The following is a 25,417-nucleotide window of genomic DNA, read 5'->3' on the forward strand; positions in this document are numbered from 1 at the left end:
GTTAATTATTTCCAAAAGTCATCAAAGACAGTAATTGGGAGATGACGTTTATGAAGGCCCTTGTACCACCAAATTTCAATTTTCTCCTTCGCTTGATTTGATATTTCTTTACCTTCTAAATAATCATCAATATCCTTATAAGTTACACCCAGAGCCACTTCATCTGCAATTCCTGGTTTGTTTTCTTCTAGGTCAGCTGTTGGAATCTTTTCATAAAGACTAGCACTTGCCCCTAATTCTTTTAACAAGGCCTTTCCTTGCCTTTTATTAAGCCTGAATAGTGGTAAAATATCTGCCCCACCATCACCAAATTTTGTAAAAAATCCCGTAATATTTTCAGCAGCATGATCCGTACCAACAACTGCTCCATTCAGTTGGCCTGCCACCGCATATTGGCTAACCATGCGCTGTCGAGCTTTGATATTCCCTTTATTAAAGTCTGAAATTTCTACACCTGCAGCTTCTAAAGCTGAAACTTGACCGTCCACAGCTTCTTTAATATTTATGGTCAAGGTTTTATCTGGTCTGATAAAAGCCAGAGCCTTTTGAGCATCAGCTTCATCTGCTTGAATACCATAGGGAAGTCTGATAGCAATGAACTGATAGTCATTTCGTCCAGTCTCCACTCGTAACTCCTCAATTGCCATCTGTGCCAAACGACCAGCTAAAGTAGAATCTTGCCCCCCGGAAATACCCAATACTAATGTTTTTAAAAAGCTATGCTTAGTAAGATAGGCTTTTAGAAAATCAATAGAGCGACGAATTTCTTCTTTGGCATCAATATCTGGTTTCACGCCCAATTCACTGATAATATCATTTTGCAAGGTCATGAGATTCTCCTTCCTTCAAGGTCTCTTGCCTAATTTTTGAGATAACAGCCATCTTATTTTCCCATACATCTTTAGCTAAATCAACTGGGTAATCTTGTGGATTCAAAACACGTTTATACTCATCCCATAATTTGTCAAATTCTTGGCGAGCATAAGCCTGAATTGTTTGGAGATCCGGCAAATCATAGACAAGTTTACCCTGATCAAAAATATCAACTAACAAAGGGACTGCCTCAAAATTTTTGACTGTCTTCTTAATATAGGTGTAGGTTGGATGGAACATTTCAATGTGGTCTAACTTATTAACATCAACATCTGTGAAGGTAATATAGTCTCCTTCAGATTTACCTTTTTCTAAACTAGTTATTCGCCATACCTGTTTTTTACCCGGAGTTGATACTTTTTCTGCATTATTAGATAATTTGATAGTGTCTTCCATTTGACCAGCATCGTTCTCAATCGAAACCATCTTATAAACTGCACCCAAGGCTGGCTGATCATATGCCGTAATCAATTTAGTACCGACACCCCAAACATCAATTTTTGCCTTCTGCATTTTTAAATTTAGAATAGTATTTTCATCCAAGTCGTTTGATGCATAAATCTTTGCATCTGGAAATCCCGCTTCATCTAGTTGCTGACGGACCTTTTTCGACAGATAAGCCAAGTCCCCCGAATCTAAACGAACACCAAGAAAATTTATAGAGTCGCCCAATTCTTTAGCTACTCTAATTGCATTTGGGACACCTATCTTAAGAGTATCATAGGTATCGACAAGAAATACACAGTCTTTATGCGTCTTTGCGTAAGCTTTAAAAGCATCATAATCATTACCATAAGCTTGCACTAAAGCATGCGCATGTGTTCCGGAAACGGGGATGCCAAACACTTTTCCCGCTCTGACATTACTAGTCGCGTTGGCTCCGCCTATAACAGCTGCACGAGTCCCCCAAAAGGCAGCATCTAATTCTTGAGCACGACGAGTTCCAAATTCTAATAACGGCTCATCTTCAATAACAGAACGAATACGAGCTGCTTTGGTAGCAATAAGAGTTTGAAAATTTATAATATTTAGTAAAGCCGTTTCCACGAGCTGACACTGACCTAGAGGTCCTTCTACCTGAACAATGGGTTCATTGGCAAAAACCAAATCACCTTCCTTAGCAGAACGGACCGTTAGTTCTAATTTCAGGTTCTTTAAGTAATCAAGAAATTCTCCATTATACCCTAACTCAGAAAGGTATGCTAAATCGCTTTTTGAAAAGGCTAAACTTTCAAGATACTCAACTAGCCTTTGTAAACCTGCAAAAATAGCATAACCATTCTCAAAAGGGTTCTTTCGGAAATAAACTTCAAAAACGGCTTTTTTATTGTGAATGCCTTGATCAAAATAGACCTGCATCATATTGAGTTGATATAAATCCGTATGTAATATTAAACTGTCATCTTTATACATGTTGTTATCCTTTTTAAATTGTTGTTAATATTATAACACACTTTTGATGTTGTTTATTTATCTAGAAACTGGAAGAAAAAGAGACAGCAAATACTGTCTCTCAGAGAGCGTCTCACTTTAAAAGGTAAGCCACTTACTTATTTTGTTTTGAATTTAAAATTACAGTAGAACCCAAAGAAAATAATCCAAATGCTTGCTCCCACCGCCCCAATGAAAGTTGATTCTTGAAGGAACAAGGAAACAAATACACAGGCAAAGAAAGCTAAGGTAATTGGTGTAGCTACTTTATACATTGGCATTAAGAAACCATCAGGCATAAAATCTGAAGACTGACGATATTTCCAGTGAGCAATCATTGTCAAAGCATAAATGGCAATGTAAACACCAGATGATGAAGCAGCAATCAAAGCAAAAGCGTCAGATATTCCTGGTAATACACTAATAATCGCAGAGATACCAACAACTGCTGCGGAACCAATGATTGCACGGCTAGGGACACCCTGTCTTGAAAGACGATTAAACTTTAATGCATCGGTAAATGGATTAGCATTTTCACAAGCCAACTGATATAAGTGTCGACCAGATGAGTATAATACTGAATTCAATGCAGATGCAGATGATGTTAGAACCACAAAATTAATTAATGCAGCTGCCCACTTAATGCCTACCAGCTGAAATACCATAACAAAAGGTGACTTGTCGACTGGTAAATCTTTCCAGGGTAGGATAGCCATGATTGAGATCAAGGAACCAACATAAAAAATAATAATTCTTACAGGAATTTCTTGAATAGCTTTTGGCAAGACTTTTCGAGGGTTCTCCGTTTCAGAAGTTGTAACACCAACAAATTCAATAGCCTGATAAGCAAAGAAAACCATTTGGAATCCCATAAAGAATTTCAATGTTCCACGAGGAAAGAAAGAAAAATGGTTAGTAATATTGGTAAAACTAGCTTGACCATGTGGTGTTTGGAAACCGGTAGCAATCATAAATCCAGCCGTTGCAATTAAGGCAATGATAGCTACAATTTTAATCATTGCAAACCAAAATTCTGTCTCACCAAAGATTTTAACAGCTATCAAATTGACTGAGGCCAAAATAGCCAAGGCCACTAATTGGATTAACCAAGAATGCCAATTCGGAAACCAATATTGAACATAGGAACCTAAGGCTGTAATATCAGCCATCCCAATAAAGATTAACGAAAGCCAATATGAAAGCCCCGAAAAATAACCCCAGCCGGGTCCAATATATTTAGTGATAAAATTAATAAAGGTATGTTGATCAGGATCATAGTAGAGCATCTCTCCGATTGCCCTCATCATCATAAACATGAAGGCGCCTGTTATCAGGTAAACGAGAACAATTGAGGGTCCTGTTAATGAAATGGCACGACCTGACCCCATAAATAAACCAGTACCAATCGTCCCAGCAATGGCAATCAATTGAACGTGGCGATTTTGTAATCCTCTGACCATTCCATTTTTAACTTCTTTGTCTTCTTTTGACAGTTGTGACATCATACACTCCATTCTTTAAAAAATATAATTATTATACCCTATTTTCAGAATATTTACAACATTGTCTATCTATAACTAGATGAAAGAAAAAACTGATCTTCTTCTTCGACCAGTTTTTCATGAGATTATTTCAAACTTTCTAAATAATGGTAAACACCTTGCCCTGCTATTGCACCCTCACCGACAGCAGTAGTTATCTGACGGAGATCCTTTTGTCGCACATCACCGATTGCAAAAATACCAGATAAACTTGTCCTCATGTGATCATCCGTCACTACCCAACCTTCCTGATCACAAATACCAAGTCCTTCAACCATACTTGTTACAGGTAGCATTCCGACATAAATGAAAACCCCACCAAAAGCATGATTACTTATCTCATTTGTTTTTAGATTCTTTATTAAAACATTTGAAACCTTAATATTATCGCCCTGAATCTCCTCAACAACAGAGTCCCAAATAAATGAAATTTTTTCATTAGCAAACGCACGTTCTTGAAGAATCTTTTGTGCTCTTAGTTGATCACGTCGATGAACAACGGTCACACTCTTAGCAAATTGAGTTAAATAAATAGCTTCCTCAACAGCAGAATCCCCTCCACCAACAACTAACAAGTCTTGATTTCGGAAAAAAGCTCCATCACAAACTGCACAATAAGACACTCCCCGACTGGTAAAGGCTTCTTCTCCCTTAACATTTAAAAGACGATACTTAGCTCCCGTTGCTAAAATAATAGATTTAGCATCAAACTGAGTATCCTCAGTACTAACACGTTTGAAGTCACCCATATCTTCTACCTTCTGAACAATACCGTAAATGTGTTCAACATCAAATTTTTCTAAGGGTTCAAACATTTTCATGGATAATTCTGGTCCAGAAATATTATCGTAGCCAGGGTAATTTTCAATTTCAGATGTATTATTCATTTGGCCGCCCGGAGCACCCTGTTCAATAATTCCAACTTTCAGGTTACTTCTAGCTGCATATAAGGCTGCTGTCATACCAGCAGGGCCTGATCCAATAATGAGTGTATCGTACATCTTTTTCTCCTTTGTTTATTCCTAGTAACATATTAACAAGCAGTCCCTATTTTGGCAATTATTACGATTTTAAGACCAGTAAGATACTCATAACTGCAAATGACAAGATAGGTACTAAGAGTATTGCTATCATTAAAATATCATAAAGAAAAGCCTGTCTCTCAACAGCAGTTTTATCTTTTCTAGATCGGGCTCGCAGCAAAATCCATAGTAAACAGATCACTAACACTAGGACCAAGGCAATCACTAAACCTTGCAAATAAAGACTAAACAATTCTAATAACATCACATTATCCATTTCATATCTATCAATTTTTCTAATGTATCATTTGCACAAGAAAAGCCCAGATTATCCCTGGACCTTTCTATTATAACAAAAGTCTAAATTTAAATATAGGATTTGGAGAATTTGTTGAAAAATTCTTTAGTTCTAGCTTCTTTAGGATGCTTGAATAATTCTTTGGGATGTCCAGATTCTAAAATCTTACCATTATCTAAAAAGAGAACCTTGTCTGCTACTTGTGACACAAAATCCATATCGTGGCTGACTAACACCATGGTTTGTCCCGACCTAGCTGCCTGAGCAATTGACTTCTCAACCTCTCCTACCAACTCTGGATCCAAGGCTGAAGTAGGTTCATCCAATAATAATACATCCGGCTTCATGGCTAGTGCTCTTGCTATAGCGACCCGTTGCTTTTGACCACCTGATAAATGTCTTGGATAATGATTCTCACGATCAGCTAAACCCACTTTTTTCAGTTCTTCCTTGGCTATAGCTATCGCTTCTTTATCTGAGAGTTTTTTGACAACAACCAGACCCTCCTTGACATTTTCTAAAGCTGTGCGGCGCTCAAAAAGATTAAACTGTTGGAAAACCATGGCTAACTTACGTCGAAGAATAAGCACTTCCTCTTTGGTGATGGTTTCAAAATTAACCTTAAAATCGTCTATCTGAATTATTCCCTTATCTGGTTTTTCTAAATAATTCATACTCCGCAAAAAAGTTGATTTCCCAGCACCAGATGCCCCTACAAGAGCGATAACTTGCCCTTTCTCAATGTCCAAGTTTAAATCATCTAAAACTTTTTGACCAGAAAAATATTTACTTAAATGGCTTATTTTTATCATTAGCGTAAGTCCCCCATTTCTTTCTCTGGCACTCTAATTGGTGCTGTAATTGTCATTGATTTCTCAATTAAACTACCTAGCTGTTCAATAAGAAAACTGATAAACCAGTAGACTAGAGCAACCGAAATATATCTTTCAAAATAGCGGTAATCTGCACCACCCAAAATTTGAGCCTGAGCAAACATTTCAACAATACCAGCATTGAAAGCTAGAGAAGTACCTTTAGTCAATCCTATCAGACCATTTATCAATGTTGGTGTTGCTACAACTGCTGCATTTGGAATAATGACGCGTTTATAAACCTGCACTGGAGTCATACCTAAGCTTCGTGCAGCCTCAATTTCACCATTGTCTACAGATTGAATCGCAGCACGAATTGTTTCACTAGCGTAAGCTGCCTCATTGAAGGCAAATGCTGTAATAGCAAATATAGAGGCTGGAATAGCATTAATGTTCCAATGCAAGCCATACCTTACATTAAGGAATTTTAAAAAGAGCGGAATCCCATAATAAGTTAACATCAATTGAACGAGAATAGGTGTTCCTCTTAAGAAACTAACAAATATAGCTTGGACAGGATATAAAACTTTTGTTCGATTAATTTTAACCAAAGCAAAAAGTAAGGCTAATAAAAGTCCAAATATTGCCCCAGCTACTGTCAATCCTATCGTCAAAGGTAAACGTTCAATAATATCTGGCAAAGCATCAAAAACAGCTCGCCAACTAAAAAGTTTGCCTTCTGGAATATATTTGATTAACTGGTCAAACCACGACCAACTACTTGCTACGATGACTACCATCATTTCCCCTTTTTCCTATCGATATCTTCTAAGTTTAGCACGCTAGGTAAGCACTGTAAAATAGAAAGTCTTAATTATGGCAATAGAGAAAGTCTATCACTCTGTAATAGACTTTTGATTATTATTGAAATATTACTTTAATGAAGAAACAAAGTTACCTTCAAAGAATTTTTGACTCAATTGCTTCAACTGTCCCGATTTTTTTAGTTTTCCTAATCCTTTATTGACATAGCTCTGCAATTCTTTTCCCTTAGCATCATCAGAAAAAATAAAATATTCTAAACCGTCTTTTTCATCTCCAACTTTTTCTGTCAGTTTAGTGATTTTGAGATCATATCCTTGTTCCTTAATAGCTGTTTTTAAAGAAATAGCATCATAGAACAAGAAATCTAGCTGACCACTTTCAAGCATCTGGAGTCTTTGTGTAAATGGTGTCGATCCTGAGGCATAAGTGATTTCAATTGGCTTTTTCTTCGGATGCTTTTTGTTCCATTTTTCTAAAACCTGCATGTAGTTGGCCCCCGACATTCCTTGTGTTTTCTTACCAGATAAGTCTGCCAGTTGTTTGTAGCCTTTATTACCTTTAGTTGCCAAAGCGTAGTTGGATTTGGAAATAGCTTTTGAAAAGAGATATTTTTCTGCTCTTTCTGCACTGTAACCATAATCATTTGCTGCGATCTGGTAGCGACCTGCATCAATTCCTGATAAAATCGAAGGAAAAGCGACTGTCTCAAATTTTAAGTCATACTGCTTAGAATTCTTAAAAATAGCTTTCAAGACTTGAATATCATAACCTGTCAAGTTTTTCCCATCTTTATAAGTAAAAGGCTTGGTAGCAGCATCTGTCGCAACAGTAATGACCTCTTTATCTTTTGCCGAAACCTCAGTCGCTATCCCTAAAGCCATAAAGACTAGACTAATAAGAAGGAATAAGCTTACAAATGAACTGTTTTTCTTTCCCATCATTTTATCTCCCCATTTATTATACATTTAGTCTAACAAAAGTCTTTCCATTTGAAAAATAGTAATATCCTATCAAGGCATTAGGAATTTTATATAGCAAAAAATACCAGTACAAATGTACTGCACTCCAAATGTTAGATTTTTTGTCTAACTTTTGGAGTGCAGTGCATACAAACCTGGTATTTTTTAATTAAAAACTTTGTTTCTTAGCTTTACGCTCTGCACGACCACGTGCTTTACCCTCAGCTCGGCGTTCTTTACGACGTTTCTCGTCCACAACCCATTGGATTTTTTTCTTATAGCCAGGTTTAACTTTTTTCTTCTTCTTTTTAACAAGACCAATCATTTCGGTATCTAGTTTTTGATAGGATTTTTCACGATTATAACGACGATCACGTTCATATGTATCTCTAAATTCACCATTTTTTAGCATTTTAGGGATAAAACTGATACCCAATTTTTCTAATTCTCGAATGTCTGAATCATCACCTGGTTGATATAAGGTAATCGCTGTTCCTGAAAGGCCATTGCGTCCGGTCCTACCCACACGATGCACAAAGAAAGACAAGTCTTGTGGGATAGCATCATTAATAACATGACTAACACCTTCAATATCAATACCACGCGCAGCTAAATCAGTTGCAACAATGTATTCAAAATCTAATTTTTTAACTTGATTCATGATACGCTTACGTTCTCGTGGGGGAACACCACCATGAATCTTAGCAACTTTTAAACCATTAGCAACTAAAAAACTATGCAGATCGTCTGCTCTTTCTTTTGTGTTAACAAAAATCATTGCTAAATATGGTTGTATATTTTTTAAAATTTCTAAAATATGACCATTTCTATCTCGGCCTTTAGTTGAAACTAGCCAGTTATCAATGTTATCAGCGATGACAGTCTCTGTCCTGATCTGTTCAATTAAGGGATTCCTTAAATATTTTTTTAAGAATGGTTGTAATTTTTGTGGAATAGTTGCCGAAAAAACTAGGATTTGAACTTCCTTAGGTAGAGATGATGCAATCTTATCAACAGTATCCAAAAAGCCCATATCCATGGTCATATCTGCTTCATCAACTACAAAGGTGCTTGCCTTATGAATAGCTAAATCACCAGATTTAACCAAATCATAAATACGGCCTGGCGTTCCAACAACAATGTGAGGTTGCGCTCCCTTTAACTTTTCAATTTGACGTAACTTGTCCGTTCCACCAACATAATTAACTAGACGAATTTCTTTTTGGCTATGACTAGCAATCTGTTTTGCAGCTTCAAATATCTGAGTTGCTAATTCTCGACTTGGAGCTGTAATGAGAACTTGAACATCTCTGCTATTTTCATCTAACTTTTCAAAAATTGGCAACAAGAATGTGTGAGTTTTTCCAGACCCGGTTTTCGATTCACCGACCAAATCTCTGCCAGAATTAACAACCGGTATGAGTTTTTTTTGCACTTCAGTCGGCTCTCTGAAGTTAATTTCCTCAAGTGCTTTCTGAATGTAATGTTTAAAATTATAATCTTTAAATGACATAGTTACCCCTTTTTCCCCTCATATTATAACATGATTATTCTAGACAAGCAAAATGCAGTGCAAGGCACTGCATCATGACTTTTATAGATATAGAATTATTAGGACAAGGAGACTAGCTAAAAGGCCAATAAGCCATAAAAAAGCGTCTACTTTCCATTCAGACCAGTGCTCTCCTTTTCCTGTTAAGCCACCTAATTCAAGATGGTGATGAAAGGGTGTCATTCTAAAGATTCGACGGCCCTCTCCATATTTTTTTTTCGTGTATTTAAAATATGACACTTGCAATATGACAGAGCTTGTTTCAAAAACATAAACAATTCCAATAATAAGTAAAGTCCATTCTTGGCGTAAAGCAATTGAAATTGTTGCTAGCATCGCACCTAGAGCAAGACTCCCAACATCACCCATGAAAACCTTGGCAGGCTTATGATTATAGATAAAGAAGCCAAACAAGGCACCAATCATGATAACAATTAATAGAAGCACATCAAATTGTTCTTGAACAAAAGCAATAATCCCATAAGTCGCTAAACTTATAACTACAGAAATCGACGCCAGGCCATCGATTCCGTCAGTTAAATTGACAGCATTGGAAAAACCAACAATCCAAAATAAGACAAAAAGTAAGTAAACAATCCCTAAATGAATATGATATCCTAAAACATTGATTGAATCAATGCCACTTGGTGCCACATGAAGAAAGTAAAAGATTAAACCACCAATGATTTGGAGTGCCATTTTTTGTTTAGCAGTCAAACCTTCATTAATTTGCTTAAAAATCTTCAAAAAATCGTCCAGAAACCCTATGAAACCATAGATTAAAATAACAGCTAAAATACCTGAAATCAATCCTAGATGCATCCACTCTTTAAAAAGAAAGAAGCTAAAAACTAGAGACAATAAACTCGCTACTAGAAGAAACACTGTTCCCCCCATAGTAGGGGTACCCGCTTTAGCTAAATGTTGTTTAACATCTTCATGCATTTGTTGCCCACCAATTTTTTTCTTTTGATAGAATTTTATAAAAAATGGCATGGTGAGAGCAGTTAATATCAATGATATTATTCCTGCTGTAATTGTTAAAAACATGTTAATCTCCTAGTTTAATATCAATTTTCTTAATTTTCTTGAGTGATTTTCCTACATCAACACTTTGACTAACCACTCGTCCTTTTTTCGAACCTTTATATTGTACCTCAATACCTGTCCATTTTGCAAATTTTTCAACATTTTCTTTTGTCCAACCATACATATCAGGGAGTGTCTCAAAATTATTGGTCAAAAGCAAAATTTGCTGATTATTGGTCAGATTGGTTTCTTTAGCCTTAGACATTTTAACAATCTTATCACCATTTCCAAGGACAATTGGCTGAACTAGGTTACGGCGAAGTTCATCTGAAGTGTTACCAGGCTTTTCACCGATAAAATTAGGTAGCTTATAAGCAGTTGTTTTACTATCTGATTCAGGACTTGGTTTTACGAGAGTATCTTTCATTAAATAAGCTTCTTCAAGCACTGGATTAATAACATCTGCCCAGAACATACCACTCCAATGTTCTGGTTGTTGGATGGTTACATACATAATAAAATCCGGATTGTCAGATGGCACCATAGCTACCACTGAGAAGACATAGTTCGTTTTGCCACCTTCGATATAACCACTGCCATCATCTTTTGCAATCTGAGCAGTTCCTGATTTAACAGCAACCGACATATTGCCAACTTTTACAATTGGTCCTGTTGACGCAGAGTAAAGTGTTCCAAAAACAGGATCTGTACCAACGTTCACCATGTAGTCTCTTGTTTCACTAGCAGCTTTTTTAGAAACAGGCTTGCCAACAACTTCTTTCTCGGCAGTTCTATATGTCCCAGTATTTGGATCATAAATCTGATTAATGAATTGTGGCTCCAACATGGCACCATTATTTGCAATGGCTGAAAATGCTCGTAGCATTTGAATTTGTGTAACACTGATACCTTGTCCAAAGGCACTCATTGCTTGTGTAACGATATTATCTGATGGAAAAATACCAGCTTCTTCATCACCAATTCCAAATCGCGTTGGAAAACCAAATTTAAATTTAGTTAAATAATCAAGCCAGGTTTTATTTCCCATTTTCTGTTCTAGTTTTGTCATACCAACGTTACTGGAATACGCAAAACCTTGAGCATAGGTCATGTACTGACCCGTTGAGATTCCTTCGTTAATGGACCAGTCTTGAATAGTGGCATCTGCAATTTTTAGCCCGTTAGCATTACTATAAACGTCATTAGGTTTAAACACACCCTCGTCAATAGCTGCAGCTAGAGTCATCACCTTCATGGTTGATCCTGGTTCAAAGTTATTTTGATAGAGGGCACTCTTCCAGTTGTATTTTTTATTGTTTAAGCCTTCAAGGGTATCAGCATTATAAGATGGTCTTTGAGAAGTGGCAAGAATCTCACCAGTTTTAGCATTTACTAAGGTTGCACTTGCCAAAACTCCTTTTGTTTCATTTTGAAAAACATCCATCTTTGTTTCAAGGAACGTTTGAATAGGTTCAGATAACGTTGTATAAACATCTTTTCCGTCTACTGCTTTTTTAACTGTCTTACCAGTACCTAAAAGGGTATTCCCATTTTTATCTTTCTCATAGATAATAGTACCGTCTTTACCTGATAAAATTTTATTTAAAGATGCTTCAAGTCCAGTTTTGCCGACTAAGCTCTTGCTGCCATCTTTATTTTCAGTTAAAGCGGCCAAACCAATTAACTCCGATGCAAATGTTCCATTTGGATACATGCGACCAGGGCTCGTTGAAAAGGCTACACCTTTAATGCCAGCTTTTTCCATTGCTTTTCGGATTGTTGTCATTTTGCTAAATGAAATTCCAGACCCCGATGTCCCAAATGACACTTGAAATAGACCTTTTTGTTTCAGTTGACTGATAACACTCTTTTTCTTCATGCCTAATTCTTTATTTAAAATATCAGCAACTGTGTCAAATTGAGAGGGCTGAACATAAAGTTTTTCCCCTGTAGCCGATACAAATGATTTATCAAGGACTGCATAAATGCTATAAGTTGTTGAGTCGACAGCAATAGCAACACCATTACGATCATAAATCGTCCCTCGCTTGGCCTGAACAGTTACAGTTTCTTGGTATACTTCTTTAGCTCCTTGACTTAAATTCACACCAAATTTATGGTCCGTCCCGATAATTATAACGAAATTAATGATAAAGACGAAAAATAAAAAAATACTCAGAATCATCATATTTTGGCCGACATGTTCTCGATTTTTAACTGGTGATTTTCGTCCTCGAATGACATAATCTAAAAAGAATTCTTGAAATTTTTTCATAGATTACTCAACTTTCTTAATATTATCGTTGCGATTGGAGAGACCAGCTTTTTTAGCAATATCAACAATACGATCCCGACGTGACAGTTCATTAACTTCTTGCTTAGCATTATTAAGATCAGTCCGCTTATCACTAATTTGGCTGTTTAAACTAGAAATGTCTTGCTGTAATTGTAGTCTGCGACTCTGAAGATAAATAATGCTGACAGCCATTGTAATAGCCGTAACAATCATGGCACTATAAAAAGCTTTCTCTATTCTGGAGAAAGTTCTTATCTGTCTTTGTAAGGCAGTTCTGACTGCTTGTCTTCTTTTTTCATTGTTCATACTTTTACATCCGAATTTTTCTGGCTACGCGTAATTTAGCTGAATGAGCACGATTGTTTTCAGCCAGCTCTTCTTTACTAGGCAAAATTGGTTTTCGAGAGACAAGTTCAAATTTAGGTTGCATTTCCTCAGGAATAAACGGAAGTCCTTTTGGAACGTCAACAACACTTGCCTCTTTAAATAATTGCTTGGTTAGACGATCTTCCAAAGAATGGAAAGTAATTACTGAAATATGCCCCTCTAAGGCTAACAAATCCATGGCTTGTTGTAGAGATTCTTCTGCAGCTCCTAATTCGTCATTAACTTCAATTCGAATTGCTTGGAAAATTTGCTTCGCGGGGTGACCTTTTTTCTTTAATTCTTTGGCTGGCTTTGCAGATTTGATTAATTCTGCTAACTCTGTTGTTGTTTCAATAGGTTTTATAGCCCGATCTTGCTCAATTTTACGAGCGACCTGTTTTGAGAATCGATCTTCACCATACCTAAAAAAGATACGAACAAGATCATTAAAACTATAATCATTGACCACATGATAGGCTGTTAAGGAGGCATCTGAATCCATTCGCATATCTAGGGGTGCATCTTGACGATAAGAAAAACCTCGTTCTCTTTCATCAAGTTGAGGACTTGAAACGCCGAGATCATAAAGAATACCATCAATAGAATTTACTCCATGAGCCTGCATTTGAGACTTTAAGTGGCGAAAGTTATCCTTGATAAAGGTTACCATCCCTTTTTCGATAAAAGGTGCTAAAAAAATCTGGGCATTATCAATTGCTTTTTGATCTTGGTCAAAACAATACAGATGCCCATGTTCATTTAGTTGTGATAGAAGATATGCAGAATGCCCTGCGCCGCCTAGTGTAGCATCAACATAAATGCCATCTGGTTTTACTTGGAGCATATCAACTGTTTCGTGGAGAAGAACAGTAATATGATGAAATTCTTTTGTCATACTTTTAATTTTAACACATTTTGAATATTAAGAAAACAAAAAGGAAGACGTCCAGCCATTACCTAGACCGGAACTTCCTCCTTAATAGCGAATTTGCCCATTACCATTAATATAAAATTTGCTACTTGTTAGGGCTTCTAACCCCATTGGTCCTCTTGCATGAATCTTCTGAGTTGAAATCCCAATTTCTGCGCCTAAGCCAAATACAAAACCATCTGTGAAACGCGTTGAGGCATTGACATATACTGCTGCTGCATCAACCTGTTCTTGAAACCTTTCAGCTGCTGCTATATTTTGTGTAATAATGGCTTCAGAATGATGACTACTATATGTGTTAATCCAAGAGATGGCTTGATCAAGTGAGGACACAATTTTTACGGACATAATATAGTCCAAGTATTCCATTCCATAATCTTCTTGACTAGCTAAGGTAGCCTCTTTAAAGAAATTAAGAGCTAGTGAATCTGTTCGAAAAGCAACAGGATGTACTGTAGAAATAGCTTCTTCTAACTGGGGAATGAGGCGCTCCGCGACTGCCTCATGAATAACCAAACTTTCAGCAGCATTACAGACACTTGGTCGTTGTGTCTTAGCATTAATCACAATTCGGATAGCCATATCAAGGTCAGCTGTCTCATCGATATAAATATGAACATTCCCTATGCCAGTCTCGATAACCGGCACCTTAGCTTTTTCCTTAACTGTCTGAATGAGCCTAGCGCCACCTCGAGGAATTAAGACATCTATATAATCAGTTGCAGCCATTAACTCTTCTGCTAAAGCATGTGAAGGATCTTCAAGTAACTGAATAGCATCTTCAACAATTCCGGAATTTTTCAAGCTTGACCTGACAACCTTTACTAAAGCTTTGTTGGTATTTAAAGCATCTTTACCCCCTCTAAGAATGATAGCATTATTCGTTTTGAAGGCGAGACTAAAAGCATCAATAGTAACATTGGGACGACTTTCAAAAATCATTGCAATAACGCCTAAGGGAACTCTCTTTTGGACAATTTTTAATCCGTCTAAATTAGTATAACCTTTAATAACTTGACCAATAGGATCTTCCAAATCTGCTACTTTTTTTATGCCTTCAACAATTGCTCTGATTCGTTCTTTAGTTAGTAACAAACGATCTAACATTATCTCTGAAATATCATGATTTTTTGCTTGATTCACATCTTTCTGATTTTCCTGCAGAATAAAATCACTATTACTAAGCAGATCATTAGCTAATTGCAATAAAAAATTATTTTTCTCAAGTGTTGATAAACTAAGTAGGTCAAAACTTGCTTTCTTGGCTTGATAACCAAGTCGATTAATTAAGTTCATTCTCTTTTCTCTCTTCTTTTACAAACCAGGTACCAATTTCTTTACCATCAAGTAAGCGTAATATGTCTCGCGGATTTTTTCCATTCATCAAAACCATTTGGCTATTGTTTTCGAAGATCATTTGAGCAGATTGAATCTTGCTTAACATACCACCAGTTCCAAATTTACTGCCTGCTCCGCCTGCTGATAAAATAATTTCCTCCGTAATTTCAGTAACCAAATGACGGAGTTTAGCATCTTCATAGATTGTTGGATTCTTATCAAATAAACCGTCAATATCTGATAACATTATCAATAAGTCTGCTTTCGTTATCTTAGCTACCACAGCTGAGAGTCTGTCATTATCTCCAAACTTAGTAGCATGGTCCATTTCATCAACACTGACAGCATCATTTTCATTAACAATTGGTAGGATACCAAATTTTAAAAGGCTCTCAAATGCATTAGTAACATTCAAAAGGCTCTCTGGAAAAATAACAACATCACGTGTCAATAGAATTTGAGAAACATTTTTTTGATAATGAGAAAAAATTTGAGAGTAAAGACTCATCATAGCTACTTGTCCCACACTTGAGACTGCTTGTTGTTTAGCTAGTTCACTAGGACGCTTTCCCATCTTTAATATATCAAGTCCAAAGCCCATAGCTCCTGAAGATACCAAGATAACTTCTTTTCCTTTATTCATGAGACTAGCAATAACAAATGCCAATTGATCAATCTTCTCAAGGTTAATTTTTCCATCTATTTGTACAAGTGAGCTAGTTCCGATTTTTATAACAATGCGTTTAACAGTTTCGAAATTTCTTTTCATCATGAGAAAATTATAGCATAAAAACAGCCTAGTAGGGCTGTTCATTTATCATATGGTGGATTTTAAGAAGCAAGGAGTGACTCTATTCTATCCCATAAACGTTTTTTAAGAATAAATTGACCAATTGCTACTAAAATGATTAGTACAAAAAATACGAGACTATTTATTAATAAAGCTTCCTTTGTGACAAAAGACAAGAAAATAACCAAGACAACTAAGCCTGAACCTACTATTAAGGAGCCAAATATTAAGGAAGCTGTCAACCACTGACTACCGCCTCTTGTAAAGAGTTGTGTCAAGTTTTGCCAGTCCAAGGTAAGATATTTGATATCCCTCATATACATATATTGCCCTTGGATAAAGGAAACCAGAATGAGTCCCAAAATCATTGTTAGGATGATTAGATAGTGTAAACCTAATAGTGCACCAATAATAATATATAAAACCACAGGGACACTAATTTGTAATAACAGTAGGAAATAAAATTTTTCTCTTACAAAAGCTTTGAGAGGGATTGGTAGACTCTTTATATAAGTAAAATTATCTCTTTCTAAGGATAGACCGACACCAATAAATGTGCTTGAAGTGGTCGCCATTGCTGCGACAATTCCCCCTATCAAAAAGGAAACACCGAAATATTCATACCCTAAAAAGTCTGCTAAACTATTTTTCATGTTCATAATTGGTGCCATAAAACTGATGACAAAAATTAAAGGCATCAAATAAGTTTGAATCAATAAGTTAGAGTCTTGCAAAGTTGATAAATGATGTTTAATCATTAAGCTTTTTAGGGATTTTGCTTGAGAAACTACTTTCGTTTTTCCTTTTTTATCAACCTTAGCTTGTTTTCTACGTTCACCAGTATAGAGTGCCTCTTGATAATACTTAGGCATGATTCCTGTTACAATACCATAAGCCATTAAAAGGAGAAGGGCGAGAGGCAACCAGAAATGAATGAGTGCATTTATCCCAAAAGGTTGCACCATTACATCATAAAATCCTCTAAAATAAGGAACGAGCGCCCGGTCGACTAGTTGTGCTCCTTGCATCACTTTATTATTATTAGTAGCGTTTAAGAAAAATATCAGACCAACCGCTCCAATACTAGACAGAAATAAAAGGAGAGTTGAAATTAACTTACGTCTTGGAGATCTGACAATTATCTTTCCAATCCATGAATTAAGGTAAATAGCAATCACATTAGAACTAAAAAAGGTAATTAGAAACATAATAATAGCCATTGGAATGGCCACAATAAGGGTTTTCATTTGCCAATAAGCAATGATATAAAGAGAAAGTAAGGGCATCAAGAAGAGAGAACCCATCCCTACTGATGAAAAAATCTTCGCTAGATAAAGCTCACTCGCTCTAATAGGAAGGTGGACATATAATTTAACATCATTACTCTCATAAAAAATGGTGTAGAGTGCTGTAAATGCCGTTATGGTTGACATTACAAAAAATAAAGCGATATAAAAAGAGAAATATCCTGGATAACGACTAAAATCTACTCCTACAAACATGAATACATATATAAATAGAAACAATATAGACATCATGATTTGATTTTTTAGCATGGACTTATAGGCGCTAAAATTAGCCTTAGGTTTTTTGGCCTGCTTTTTCTTTAAAGCCGTTAAGGCTTGGGGATTGGAGTAAAGAATATTGATTTTCACCAATTCCCAAACTGTTGTCCAATTCATTTAAATCACCTCTTCCATTGAGTGTCGTCCTGCTAACTCTAAGTAGATTGTTTCCAAATCTTTTTCGGGGTAATTTTCTTTTAGCTGATCAATAGTTCCTACAAAAATTAATTTTCCATGTTTTAAAATGCCAATGCGATCGCATAATTGCTCCGCTACAGAAAGAACATGGGTAGAAAACAAGACAATGTTACCTGAATTAGCATGGTCTCGCATCATTTTTTTCAAATCAAAGGAAACTTGAGGATCCAATCCAGTCAGGGGCTCATCTAGAATCCAAATAGCTGGATTTGAAATCAAAGCTCCAATAACAATTGCTTTTTGGCGCATTCCGTGCGAAAAACTACCAACGGTGTTATCCAATTCATCTTGCATATCAAAAAGGTGGCTGAGTTCTTTTACTCGGTGATTATAGTCATCATCGCTAACATCATAGATTTTCGCCAAGAAATGCCAATATTCTCTTGCGGTTAGATTTAAAAATAAATCCGGTGAGTCTGGAACATAACCGATTTTCTTCTTGATTAGATCTCGATTAGCAGCTATCTCTTGACCGTCAACCAAGAGTTCTCCATAACTTGCCTCAATGATGGAAGTTAAAATACTAATAGTCGTTGTTTTTCCAGCTCCATTATGGCCAATAAGACCAAATATTTCACCGTCTTCAACAGTTAAGTTTAAATCACTTAATGCCTCTTTTTCTCCGTATAGTTTAGAAATATGTTTAAATTCAATCATAATAACTCCTTGTTAGTGTTATAATTACAACTCAATAAAATTTTTTAAAGCATCCTTCAGTGTATATAAAGATCGAGGCAAATGCTTGTTATCTTGAATAAAATAAGTATCCATCTGATTGTTTAATTCTCTAGCTATTAATATAGGATTTTGATTTTTAATTAATTGATTTGATGCTGTCAAAAGACACTGCGCCAACTCACTATTTTCCCTATTTTCAGGATAATCATAAGCCCTTCTTATTTGATCATACAATTCTTGACAACGTTTTTCCATCCTATCCCCTTTTGTACTTTTTAATTAATACAATATATGTCTTATCATATAGAAATAGTCCTTCTTTGTCAAGGTAAATCATCTTTTATCAAATTCCATCTATAAAAATAAACAAATTAGAAATAACGAGTTGTTATCTTAGCAACTCGTTATTCTTCTTTATAATAACTTGTAAAGACTTACGGCATTTTCAGTTGTAAAGCCATATTCTTCAAAAATTCGGTTACCTGGTGCTGATGCTCCCCAAGTATCAATTGTTAAGGTTTTACCACTTAAGCCGACATATTTTGCCCAACCAAAGCTTGATGCAGCTTCAATTGCAAGTCGTTTCGTTACTGTCGCTGGTAAAATGCTTTCCTTGTATTTAGCGTCTTGCTCATCAAAGATATTTTGTGATGGCATTGAAACCACACGTACTTGAATTCCTTCTTCTGCTAGCGCAGCTTGTGTATCCATAGCTAGTTTTACTTCAGAACCTGTGGCAATGATAATACCGTCAAGCTCACCTTTGGCATCGGAAAGGATATATGCACCTTTGTTAATCCCATCTTCAGCAAGGTCTGCTGTCCCTTCAAGAACTGGTAAGTTTTGACGGGTAAGCACTAACATAGTTGGTCTGTCAGTTTCAGCCAAAGCTCGTTTCCATGCAGCATTGGTTTCATTGCCATCAGCTGGACGGATAACATTTAAGTTTGGCATTGACCGAACGCTTGCCAATTGTTCAATTGGTTCGTGAGTTGGACCATCTTCTCCGACAGCAATAGAATCATGTGTCATCACGTACATAGTTGGTAAATTTTGAAGAGCTGCCATCCGAACGGCTGGTAAGAGGTAATTTGAGAAAACAAAGAAAGTTCCGCCATAAACACGTGTACCACCATGAAGAGCGATACCATTCATAGCTGCCGCCATGGCAAATTCACGTACCCCAAACCAGATATTTCGACCTTCATATTGACCAGGTTGGAAGTCTTTTTCAACTTTAACCATAGTATTATTTGAAGCTGAAAGGTCTGCTGACCCGCCCCAGAAGGAAGCAACTTGTTCTGAGATTTGTTGGATAGCTTCTTGACTTGATACCCGACTTGCTTTAGAAGTACCCACTTCATGAGCTTTTAAGTCTACTGAGATTGCTTCATTAGCAAAAGCCGCTAAGTAATCTTTAGCTAATTCTGGATACTCTGCTTGATACTTAGCAAAAAGTTCATTCCAAGCAGTTTCAGCTTTTTCTCCACGTTCCTGAAGTTCTTCTTCAAAACGTAGACGAACCTCATTTGGAACTTCAAAATCTTCAGCTGTCCATTGATAAGCTTTTTTAGCAAAGGCAATACCTTCTGCCCCCAGTGGAGCACCGTGTACTGCTGAAGTTCCTTGTTTTTCAGCACCAAAGCCAATAATCGTTTTTACTTCGATAATCGTTGGTTTATCAGTTTCAGCTTTAGCTTCTTCGATTGCTTTAGCAATTGCTTCTAAATCGTTGCCATCTTTAACAAGAATATGCTGCCAGCCGTAAGCTTCAAAGCGTCCTTTGACTGATTCTGTGAAAGCCATTGAGGTAGGGCCATCTAAAGAAATGTCATTTGAATCGTAGAAGAGAATTAATTTGCCAAGTTTTAAGTGACCTGCTAAGCTGGCTGCTTCTTGGCTGACACCTTCCATCAAATCTCCATCTCCATTTAGGGCATAAGTATAATGATCAACAATATTAAAACCAGGTTTATTATATTTTGCTGCAAGATGAGCTTCTGCCATAGCCATCCCCACCGCATTGGCAATCCCTTGACCAAGTGGCCCAGTTGTTGCTTCTACACCATCTGTATGATTAACTTCTGGATGTCCTGGGGTTTTAGATCCCCATTGACGGAAGTTTTTAAGATCTTCATTAGTCACATTATAACCCGCTAAATGCAGCAAGCTATAAAGCATAGCGGAACCATGTCCAGCAGATAAGATAAATCTGTCACGGTTTGTCCAGTTACGACCTGTTTTTGGATTGATATTCATGACTTTATTCCATAAAACATAAGCCATTGGAGCGGCTCCCATTGGAAGACCTGGATGTCCTGAGTTTGCGGCTTGAATTGCATCCATTGAAAGTGTACGGACAGTATTTACTGCCAACTGGTCAACTGCATCAAATGTCATAAGTTAAAAACCTTTCTGTATATCACTACTAAATGTAAAACGTTTTCCGTTCTCTATTGTATCATATTTCATGACTAAATATTAGCGAAATCCTTAATTCCTTAAAAAGAGTCCATAAAGAAACCTAGTAGCTCACGTGTTACTAGGTCTCCTAAATTTCTATTTTTTAAAGGAAGCCCAATCTTTCATGAATTGATCAATCCCATTATCTGTCAATGGATGTTTAACCATTTTTCCAAAGACTGCGTCAGGAATAGTTGCAATGTCTGAGCCCAGCTTAGCAACAGCTTCCACATGGGCAGAATTCCGGATGCTAGCAGAAATAATTTCAGTCTTATAACCAAAGACATCAATAATTTCTCTTAAATCTTCAATTAACTGATACGGGTCTGAGCCAATATCTTCCAAACGACCAATGAATGGACTAATATAAGTTGCCCCAGCTTTCATAGCCATTAAACCTTGTGAGACTGTAAAGACTAGTGTTACATTAGTTTTGATGCCTTCTTTTGAAAGAATGTTAGTTGCTTTTAGACCCTCCATAGTCATTGGAATCTTGATGACGATATTTTGATGCCATTTAGCAATCTCACGCGCTTCCTTGACCATCTCATCAGTACTTAATCCTGTAACTTCAGCTGACACAGGTCCATCAACAATGTCACAAATTTCTTTAATGACAGTTTCAAAATCACGACCCTCTTTTGAAATGATGGTTGGGTTTGTTGTTACTCCGTCTACAAGCCCAAGCTCGTTGATTGCTTTAATCGCTTCAACATTTGCAGTATCTAGAAAAAATTTCATCTTTTTGCCTCCAATATTTATTAAAATTTACTTTGAATCCGATATAACTATTATAAAAAGCTCAACAAAGATTATAAAGACCAACTATTACACAAGCTAGTGTTCAAAATTAGACCTCCTCTTTCAGTTTCAATAAATTTCTTAATCATAACTATTTTTATCTTTTAACTTCTTCTCTAAAAACAGTTGTAAGTTATTCAACTCAGCAGGGGATACATACGATTTTAAATGAAAATGCGGATAGTTCGTTTGGCTAGGATAGTTCCCGTAAGAAAGGACACAATCATAGTGATGTCGTGGGTTATAAGTTTCAAAATGATAATTTTTGTTATTGTCCAAGTATTTTCCGATACTTAACCCCACTATAGCTTTTTTTACAGATTGTGAACCAAAATCTAAACCAATAACCAGTGGTTTATGTTGCCTCTCAATTGAAAAAACTAATAATTCTAACAAGTCTATCTTTAAGCTTGTTGAGAAATCCGAATTTAATAGTTTTTTATTGCCAATTAATACAAAGAGATGCCTTAAAACAAGTTCCATTTTATCCTTCTCATCACTCGGAAGCAACTGATATAAAGCATCCATAGACTGCACCTTGCCCAAGATAGCCCCTTTAAAGAAAAAGGCTTTAGAATAATAAAGGCTTAAGCCATAAATAATCTCTTCTTTTGCTTTATTCGAAATAATATTTGCTTTTCGTAAAAGCCATAATGCTTCCGAAATTTTATCTGCGATTGGCCCTCCAAAACCAAGGATAAATTCCATTGAATGAATAGGTAAAATCGGATTAGAATGTAAAAACATAAACAAGCTTTTTGATTCAAAACGATCAAACTCAATGGCATATCTACTAAGATAATGAAGCATGAGACGGTCAAGCCGCTTATAAAAAATATTATTGTCGATATAGTCAATTTTAAAATGATTTGGAAAGCCCTTCTCTTTCTGAAAATGGAAGCGTTTCTGAGAAATAGTCAACCATAGAGATAGTTGTTCTAATTGTTCCCTTGCAATTTCTGAACCAATAAACCTTTCAACCAATTGATTTAAATGTTCAAAATCAAGCTCCTTGGTCATCTCATCTTGCTCTTGCTCAGTGAGTGTTAACTGAAATAGCTCATAATAAAAATATCGCCATTGGAGCTCACTCCCTGTTTGTTTCCCCTGATAGATTGAAATATCAAACTCTTCAATACAGGCATTGATATGTGCTAGGTAGCGATTGAAGGTAGGCTCACTTATTAGGAATTTTTGTGCTAAAAAGGTTGCATTAAAGTTCTCGTTAGTAAAAAAGTATCTTAATAGTTTATAAGGTATCGAATCCTTCAACAATACCATCATAACCTGTTGCCAAGTGAATTGATTATCATCAATGATTATCACTGCATCATTGTCAAAGCTAATGTAAGCGGACATCTGCTCTAATCTAAATAAATCGTTTATATTCTCTAAATATTTTAATAAGGTAACCTTTGATAACTTGCTTATCTCCAACAACTCTCTTTGAGTTACCCTCTCTGAACTTTTATAAAGGTGGGATAGAATCTGATACTGAGCTTTTCTTTCCTTATCCATAAGCTGCTCTATTTTCATAGGGAAATCCTCTTTTCAAAAAGGTTTACAGCAGCTTCATGTAAATGATAAACTAACTCCCCCTCCCCTTTTAAAAAAATAAAATCATGAAAAGCGAGATCAGAATCTTTTTGCTTTAAAGTGATTGCTTGGGAAACATAATTAGTCAATAACAAATTATTGCACTCTGACATTATTTGACAGCCAACAAGTTGACCATTTTCCTTCTTTGCAATCAATTTAATCCAAATCAGAGAACCATCTTTACTTAATTTTGCTTTGTAGCAATAACTAATCAACTGATGATATAAGGAACCTTCCTCTTCAGTTAAACCAGCACTTGATTGGTAGTAGTCAAAATTAAAACTACCTGATAACTTAGTCATTTCAAGCTTAGGTAAGCCGATACCTGCAAGATGGTATGCTAGATATTGTCCAGTTCTGATTGCATGACTAATTAAAGGACTATAATAAGGAAAGTTAATAATGGAATGCTTCAAGGCAATCAAATCACCGATAGCATAAATATTAGGATCTGAAGTTTTCATAACAGAATCAACCTTAATTGTTCGATCCAAATGACAGTCAACGATATTTTCTAAAAGTGAACTATTAGGTCTGAAATTGACAGCTAGCATCACTATATCTCCTGTATAAGATTGACCACAATCCGTATGGATTGATAGGCTTTCATCTAGATTTTCTATAATTTCCGTTACACGAGTATTAGTTACTAAGGAAATTCCTTTTTGATCAATTTTCGTACGGATAGGAGCAATCATATCATTGTCAAACTGGTGAAAGTTTATATCATTTGCAGCTTCAACAAGAGTAACCTTCTTTCCTTTTTGAGCTAAACTATAGGCAAAATCTAATCCAATTACACCTGCTCCGACAACCACAATTCTTTGACTGTCTTCAATCTTTGTAAGAGCATCTCGACTATCAAGATATGATTTTGTTGTTATAACACCATCTCTGTCACTTCCTTTAATAAAGTTTGACCTTGCCTCAGAACCCATTGCACAAACTAATAATTGATAGGATTCCAAAATAATATCTTGGTCATCCTTTTTTAACAAAAGCTCCTTTTTCTTGGGATCAATCTTGATAACTTCAGCAAGTAATCGAACTATGTTTTTTGCTTTGGAAGATGGTATTTCCTGCCACATAGCCTGAGACAAGTGATTGATATTCCCTCGAAGATGCTCATTCAACCCATTAGGAATATAATCAGGTGATTGATCTTTATCAATCAGGATTATCTGAGTATCCGGCAATAACTGTGCTAATTTTTCGGCACAAGCCAACCCTGAAAAGGAAGCCCCAATGATATGTATTTTCTTAGTCATAATCTCATTATATCAATTCTATTGTTTAATTCCACTTCAAGCAGTAAAAAGCCCAATCTCCTGATTGAGCTTTCTTCTATTATTTCATTATCTGAAATAACAAGACAGCTAAACTAGCTCCTACAATAGGGCCTATAACCGGAATCCAAGAGTATGACCAATCAGATTCTCCTTTATGTTTTATAGGTAAGATGGCGTGAATAATCCGTGGACCTAAATCTCGTGCTGGGTTAATCGCATATCCTGTGGTCCCACCTAGCGACAAACCAATACCAATAATTAAAGTTCCAACACATAAGGTTCCTAAGCCCACTGGCATATTGTATAAACTAAAAGACAAAATTCCTAACATTAAAACAAATGTTCCAAAAATTTCACTCAAGAGGTTAGAAAATGTGTCTTTGATAGCAGGACCAGTTGCGAATGTTCCCAAGATATCTGCTGGATTTTCTGCAACCTGATAGTGGGGTCTGTATTGCAAAAACACAAGGATTGAACCTAGCATAGCCCCTAGCATCTGCGCTGCAATATACATCCCCGCAGTCCCCCAAGTAATAGTTTTATTGAGTGCGAAAGCAATACTAACCGCAGGATTTAAATGGGCGGGAGCCAACTTACCAGAAATAAATACCGAAACTGCGACAGCGATTCCCCACCCCATAGCAATGACAATCCAACCTGAATTGTTATTTTTTGTTTTAGGAAGAACTACTCCAGCGACTACGCCATTCCCTAATAAAATCAATAAGGTTGTTCCTAAAAATTCCCCAAATACATCCATT

The 25,417-nt window shown here is 36.2% G+C and carries 23 protein-coding genes; all 23 read right to left on the reverse strand.

The genetic code is table 11. From position 1 onward, the window contains the following. Positions 1-5 precede the first annotated feature (5 nt). The 23 genes from nadE to FGK96_RS08565 all read right to left on the reverse strand — a co-directional run bounded on the left by nadE (position 6) and on the right by FGK96_RS08565 (position 25,416). On the reverse strand, positions 6-830 hold the full coding sequence (nadE, locus tag FGK96_RS08455) for an ammonia-dependent NAD(+) synthetase (protein WP_138083047.1): 825 nt from the start codon (positions 828-830) through the stop codon (positions 6-8). Then, positions 814-2,286 carry a nicotinate phosphoribosyltransferase gene (locus tag FGK96_RS08460; RefSeq protein ID WP_138083049.1) on the reverse strand — a complete coding sequence of 491 codons (1,473 nt, stop codon included), beginning with the start codon at positions 2,284-2,286 and terminating at the stop codon, positions 814-816. The genes nadE and FGK96_RS08460 overlap by 17 nt, the downstream gene beginning before the upstream one ends. A 137-nt stretch (positions 2,287-2,423) precedes the next feature. After that, complete coding sequence (locus FGK96_RS08465) at positions 2,424-3,806, reverse strand: amino acid permease (RefSeq protein ID WP_093958953.1); 1,383 nt, start codon at positions 3,804-3,806, stop codon at positions 2,424-2,426. A 125-nt stretch (positions 3,807-3,931) separates the two neighbouring features. After that, positions 3,932-4,846 (reverse strand): thioredoxin-disulfide reductase, encoded by a 915-nt coding sequence (gene trxB, locus FGK96_RS08470; protein ID WP_093958954.1) that lies wholly within the window; start codon positions 4,844-4,846, stop codon positions 3,932-3,934. Positions 4,847-4,907: 61 nt separating this feature from the next. Further along, positions 4,908-5,132 (reverse strand): DUF4059 family protein, encoded by a 225-nt coding sequence (locus FGK96_RS08475; RefSeq protein ID WP_003084533.1) that lies wholly within the window; start codon positions 5,130-5,132, stop codon positions 4,908-4,910. A 101-nt stretch (positions 5,133-5,233) separates the two neighbouring features. After that, complete coding sequence (locus FGK96_RS08480; RefSeq protein WP_138083051.1) at positions 5,234-5,977, reverse strand: amino acid ABC transporter ATP-binding protein; 744 nt, start codon at positions 5,975-5,977, stop codon at positions 5,234-5,236. Continuing rightward, positions 5,977-6,780, reverse strand: a complete 804-nt coding sequence (locus FGK96_RS08485; protein ID WP_172601619.1) for an amino acid ABC transporter permease — start codon at positions 6,778-6,780, stop codon at positions 5,977-5,979. Before FGK96_RS08485 ends, FGK96_RS08480 begins: the two co-directional genes overlap by 1 nt. Positions 6,781-6,909: 129 nt before the next feature. Further along, positions 6,910-7,740, reverse strand: a complete 831-nt coding sequence (locus tag FGK96_RS08490) for a transporter substrate-binding domain-containing protein (protein WP_138083525.1) — start codon at positions 7,738-7,740, stop codon at positions 6,910-6,912. Positions 7,741-7,930: 190 nt separating this feature from the next. Then, positions 7,931-9,274 (reverse strand): DEAD/DEAH box helicase, encoded by a 1,344-nt coding sequence (locus tag FGK96_RS08495; RefSeq protein ID WP_138083053.1) that lies wholly within the window; start codon positions 9,272-9,274, stop codon positions 7,931-7,933. A gap of 81 nt (positions 9,275-9,355) precedes the next feature. Beyond that, positions 9,356-10,363, reverse strand: coding sequence for a phospho-N-acetylmuramoyl-pentapeptide-transferase (mraY, locus tag FGK96_RS08500; RefSeq protein WP_138083055.1), 1,008 nt, complete (start codon positions 10,361-10,363; stop codon positions 9,356-9,358). Between the two features lies 1 nt (position 10,364). Continuing rightward, positions 10,365-12,617: a penicillin-binding protein PBP2X gene (gene pbp2X, locus FGK96_RS08505; RefSeq protein ID WP_138083057.1), complete on the reverse strand. Its 2,253-nt coding sequence runs from the start codon at positions 12,615-12,617 to the stop codon at positions 10,365-10,367. 3 nt (positions 12,618-12,620) lie between these two features. Beyond that, a complete protein-coding gene (gene ftsL / locus FGK96_RS08510; RefSeq protein WP_138083059.1) occupies positions 12,621-12,944 on the reverse strand; it encodes a cell division protein FtsL in 324 nt (107 codons plus the stop codon). Positions 12,945-12,948: 4 nt separating this feature from the next. Continuing rightward, positions 12,949-13,899 carry a 16S rRNA (cytosine(1402)-N(4))-methyltransferase RsmH gene (gene rsmH, locus FGK96_RS08515; protein ID WP_172601620.1) on the reverse strand — a complete coding sequence of 317 codons (951 nt, stop codon included), beginning with the start codon at positions 13,897-13,899 and terminating at the stop codon, positions 12,949-12,951. A gap of 81 nt (positions 13,900-13,980) precedes the next feature. Beyond that, complete coding sequence (locus FGK96_RS08520) at positions 13,981-15,231, reverse strand: glutamate-5-semialdehyde dehydrogenase (RefSeq protein WP_138083063.1); 1,251 nt, start codon at positions 15,229-15,231, stop codon at positions 13,981-13,983. Then, on the reverse strand, positions 15,218-16,045 hold the full coding sequence (gene proB, locus FGK96_RS08525) for a glutamate 5-kinase (RefSeq protein WP_138083065.1): 828 nt from the start codon (positions 16,043-16,045) through the stop codon (positions 15,218-15,220). Before proB ends, FGK96_RS08520 begins: the two co-directional genes overlap by 14 nt. Before the next feature lie 59 nt (positions 16,046-16,104). Then, positions 16,105-17,745: an ABC transporter permease gene (locus tag FGK96_RS08530; protein WP_138083067.1), complete on the reverse strand. Its 1,641-nt coding sequence runs from the start codon at positions 17,743-17,745 to the stop codon at positions 16,105-16,107. After that, the gene (locus FGK96_RS08535) at positions 17,746-18,483 is read right to left on the reverse strand and encodes an ABC transporter ATP-binding protein (RefSeq protein WP_138083069.1); all 738 of its coding nucleotides are present in this window, start codon (positions 18,481-18,483) and stop codon (positions 17,746-17,748) included. It abuts the gene before it with no gap. 24 nt (positions 18,484-18,507) lie between these two features. Continuing rightward, complete coding sequence (locus FGK96_RS08540) at positions 18,508-18,759, reverse strand: bacteriocin immunity protein (RefSeq protein ID WP_138083071.1); 252 nt, start codon at positions 18,757-18,759, stop codon at positions 18,508-18,510. A gap of 159 nt (positions 18,760-18,918) precedes the next feature. Then, positions 18,919-20,904 (reverse strand): transketolase, encoded by a 1,986-nt coding sequence (gene tkt / locus FGK96_RS08545; RefSeq protein ID WP_138083073.1) that lies wholly within the window; start codon positions 20,902-20,904, stop codon positions 18,919-18,921. A gap of 159 nt (positions 20,905-21,063) precedes the next feature. Then, a complete protein-coding gene (gene fsa, locus FGK96_RS08550) occupies positions 21,064-21,708 on the reverse strand; it encodes a fructose-6-phosphate aldolase (RefSeq protein ID WP_003085947.1) in 645 nt (214 codons plus the stop codon). A gap of 141 nt (positions 21,709-21,849) precedes the next feature. Then, on the reverse strand, positions 21,850-23,304 hold the full coding sequence (locus tag FGK96_RS08555; RefSeq protein WP_138083075.1) for a helix-turn-helix domain-containing protein: 1,455 nt from the start codon (positions 23,302-23,304) through the stop codon (positions 21,850-21,852). Then, entirely contained in the window at positions 23,301-24,635 is a 1,335-nt protein-coding gene (locus FGK96_RS08560; RefSeq protein WP_138083077.1) for an NAD(P)/FAD-dependent oxidoreductase, read from the reverse strand. Before FGK96_RS08560 ends, FGK96_RS08555 begins: the two co-directional genes overlap by 4 nt. A gap of 79 nt (positions 24,636-24,714) precedes the next feature. Then, complete coding sequence (locus tag FGK96_RS08565; RefSeq protein ID WP_138083079.1) at positions 24,715-25,416, reverse strand: MIP/aquaporin family protein; 702 nt, start codon at positions 25,414-25,416, stop codon at positions 24,715-24,717. Between the last annotated feature and the right edge of the window lies 1 nt (position 25,417).

Source organism: Streptococcus porcinus, assembly GCF_901542335.1.
In the GTDB taxonomy this organism is placed as follows: Bacteria; Bacillota; Bacilli; order Lactobacillales; family Streptococcaceae; genus Streptococcus; species Streptococcus porcinus_A.

Bases quoted from the DNA above. Each gene is read 5' to 3' on its own strand.
- fsa (WP_003085947.1), bottom strand. From the start codon at position 21,708: ATGAAATTTTTTCTAGATACTGCAAATGTTGAAGCGATTAAAGCAATC.
- FGK96_RS08460 (WP_138083049.1), bottom strand. From the start codon at position 2,286: ATGTATAAAGATGACAGTTTAATATTACATACGGATTTATATCAACTC.
- FGK96_RS08565 (WP_138083079.1), bottom strand. From the start codon at position 25,416: ATGGATGTATTTGGGGAATTTTTAGGAACAACCTTATTGATTTTATTA.
- FGK96_RS08475 (WP_003084533.1), bottom strand. From the start codon at position 5,132: ATGTTATTAGAATTGTTTAGTCTTTATTTGCAAGGTTTAGTGATTGCC.
- ftsL (WP_138083059.1), bottom strand. From the start codon at position 12,944: ATGAACAATGAAAAAAGAAGACAAGCAGTCAGAACTGCCTTACAAAGA.
- FGK96_RS08520 (WP_138083063.1), bottom strand. From the start codon at position 15,231: ATGAACTTAATTAATCGACTTGGTTATCAAGCCAAGAAAGCAAGTTTT.
- FGK96_RS08490 (WP_138083525.1), bottom strand. From the start codon at position 7,740: ATGGGAAAGAAAAACAGTTCATTTGTAAGCTTATTCCTTCTTATTAGT.
- mraY (WP_138083055.1), bottom strand. From the start codon at position 10,363: ATGTTTTTAACAATTACAGCAGGAATAATATCATTGATATTAACTGCT.
- FGK96_RS08540 (WP_138083071.1), bottom strand. From the start codon at position 18,759: ATGGAAAAACGTTGTCAAGAATTGTATGATCAAATAAGAAGGGCTTAT.
- FGK96_RS08465 (WP_093958953.1), bottom strand. From the start codon at position 3,806: ATGTCACAACTGTCAAAAGAAGACAAAGAAGTTAAAAATGGAATGGTC.
- rsmH (WP_172601620.1), bottom strand. From the start codon at position 13,899: ATGACAAAAGAATTTCATCATATTACTGTTCTTCTCCACGAAACAGTT.
- nadE (WP_138083047.1), bottom strand. From the start codon at position 830: ATGACCTTGCAAAATGATATTATCAGTGAATTGGGCGTGAAACCAGAT.
- FGK96_RS08480 (WP_138083051.1), bottom strand. From the start codon at position 5,977: ATGATAAAAATAAGCCATTTAAGTAAATATTTTTCTGGTCAAAAAGTT.
- FGK96_RS08495 (WP_138083053.1), bottom strand. From the start codon at position 9,274: ATGTCATTTAAAGATTATAATTTTAAACATTACATTCAGAAAGCACTT.
- proB (WP_138083065.1), bottom strand. From the start codon at position 16,045: ATGATGAAAAGAAATTTCGAAACTGTTAAACGCATTGTTATAAAAATC.
- FGK96_RS08560 (WP_138083077.1), bottom strand. From the start codon at position 24,635: ATGACTAAGAAAATACATATCATTGGGGCTTCCTTTTCAGGGTTGGCT.
- FGK96_RS08555 (WP_138083075.1), bottom strand. From the start codon at position 23,304: ATGAAAATAGAGCAGCTTATGGATAAGGAAAGAAAAGCTCAGTATCAG.
- FGK96_RS08485 (WP_172601619.1), bottom strand. From the start codon at position 6,780: ATGATGGTAGTCATCGTAGCAAGTAGTTGGTCGTGGTTTGACCAGTTA.
- FGK96_RS08530 (WP_138083067.1), bottom strand. From the start codon at position 17,745: ATGAATTGGACAACAGTTTGGGAATTGGTGAAAATCAATATTCTTTAC.
- pbp2X (WP_138083057.1), bottom strand. From the start codon at position 12,617: ATGAAAAAATTTCAAGAATTCTTTTTAGATTATGTCATTCGAGGACGA.
- trxB (WP_093958954.1), bottom strand. From the start codon at position 4,846: ATGTACGATACACTCATTATTGGATCAGGCCCTGCTGGTATGACAGCA.
- FGK96_RS08535 (WP_138083069.1), bottom strand. From the start codon at position 18,483: ATGATTGAATTTAAACATATTTCTAAACTATACGGAGAAAAAGAGGCA.
- tkt (WP_138083073.1), bottom strand. From the start codon at position 20,904: ATGACATTTGATGCAGTTGACCAGTTGGCAGTAAATACTGTCCGTACA.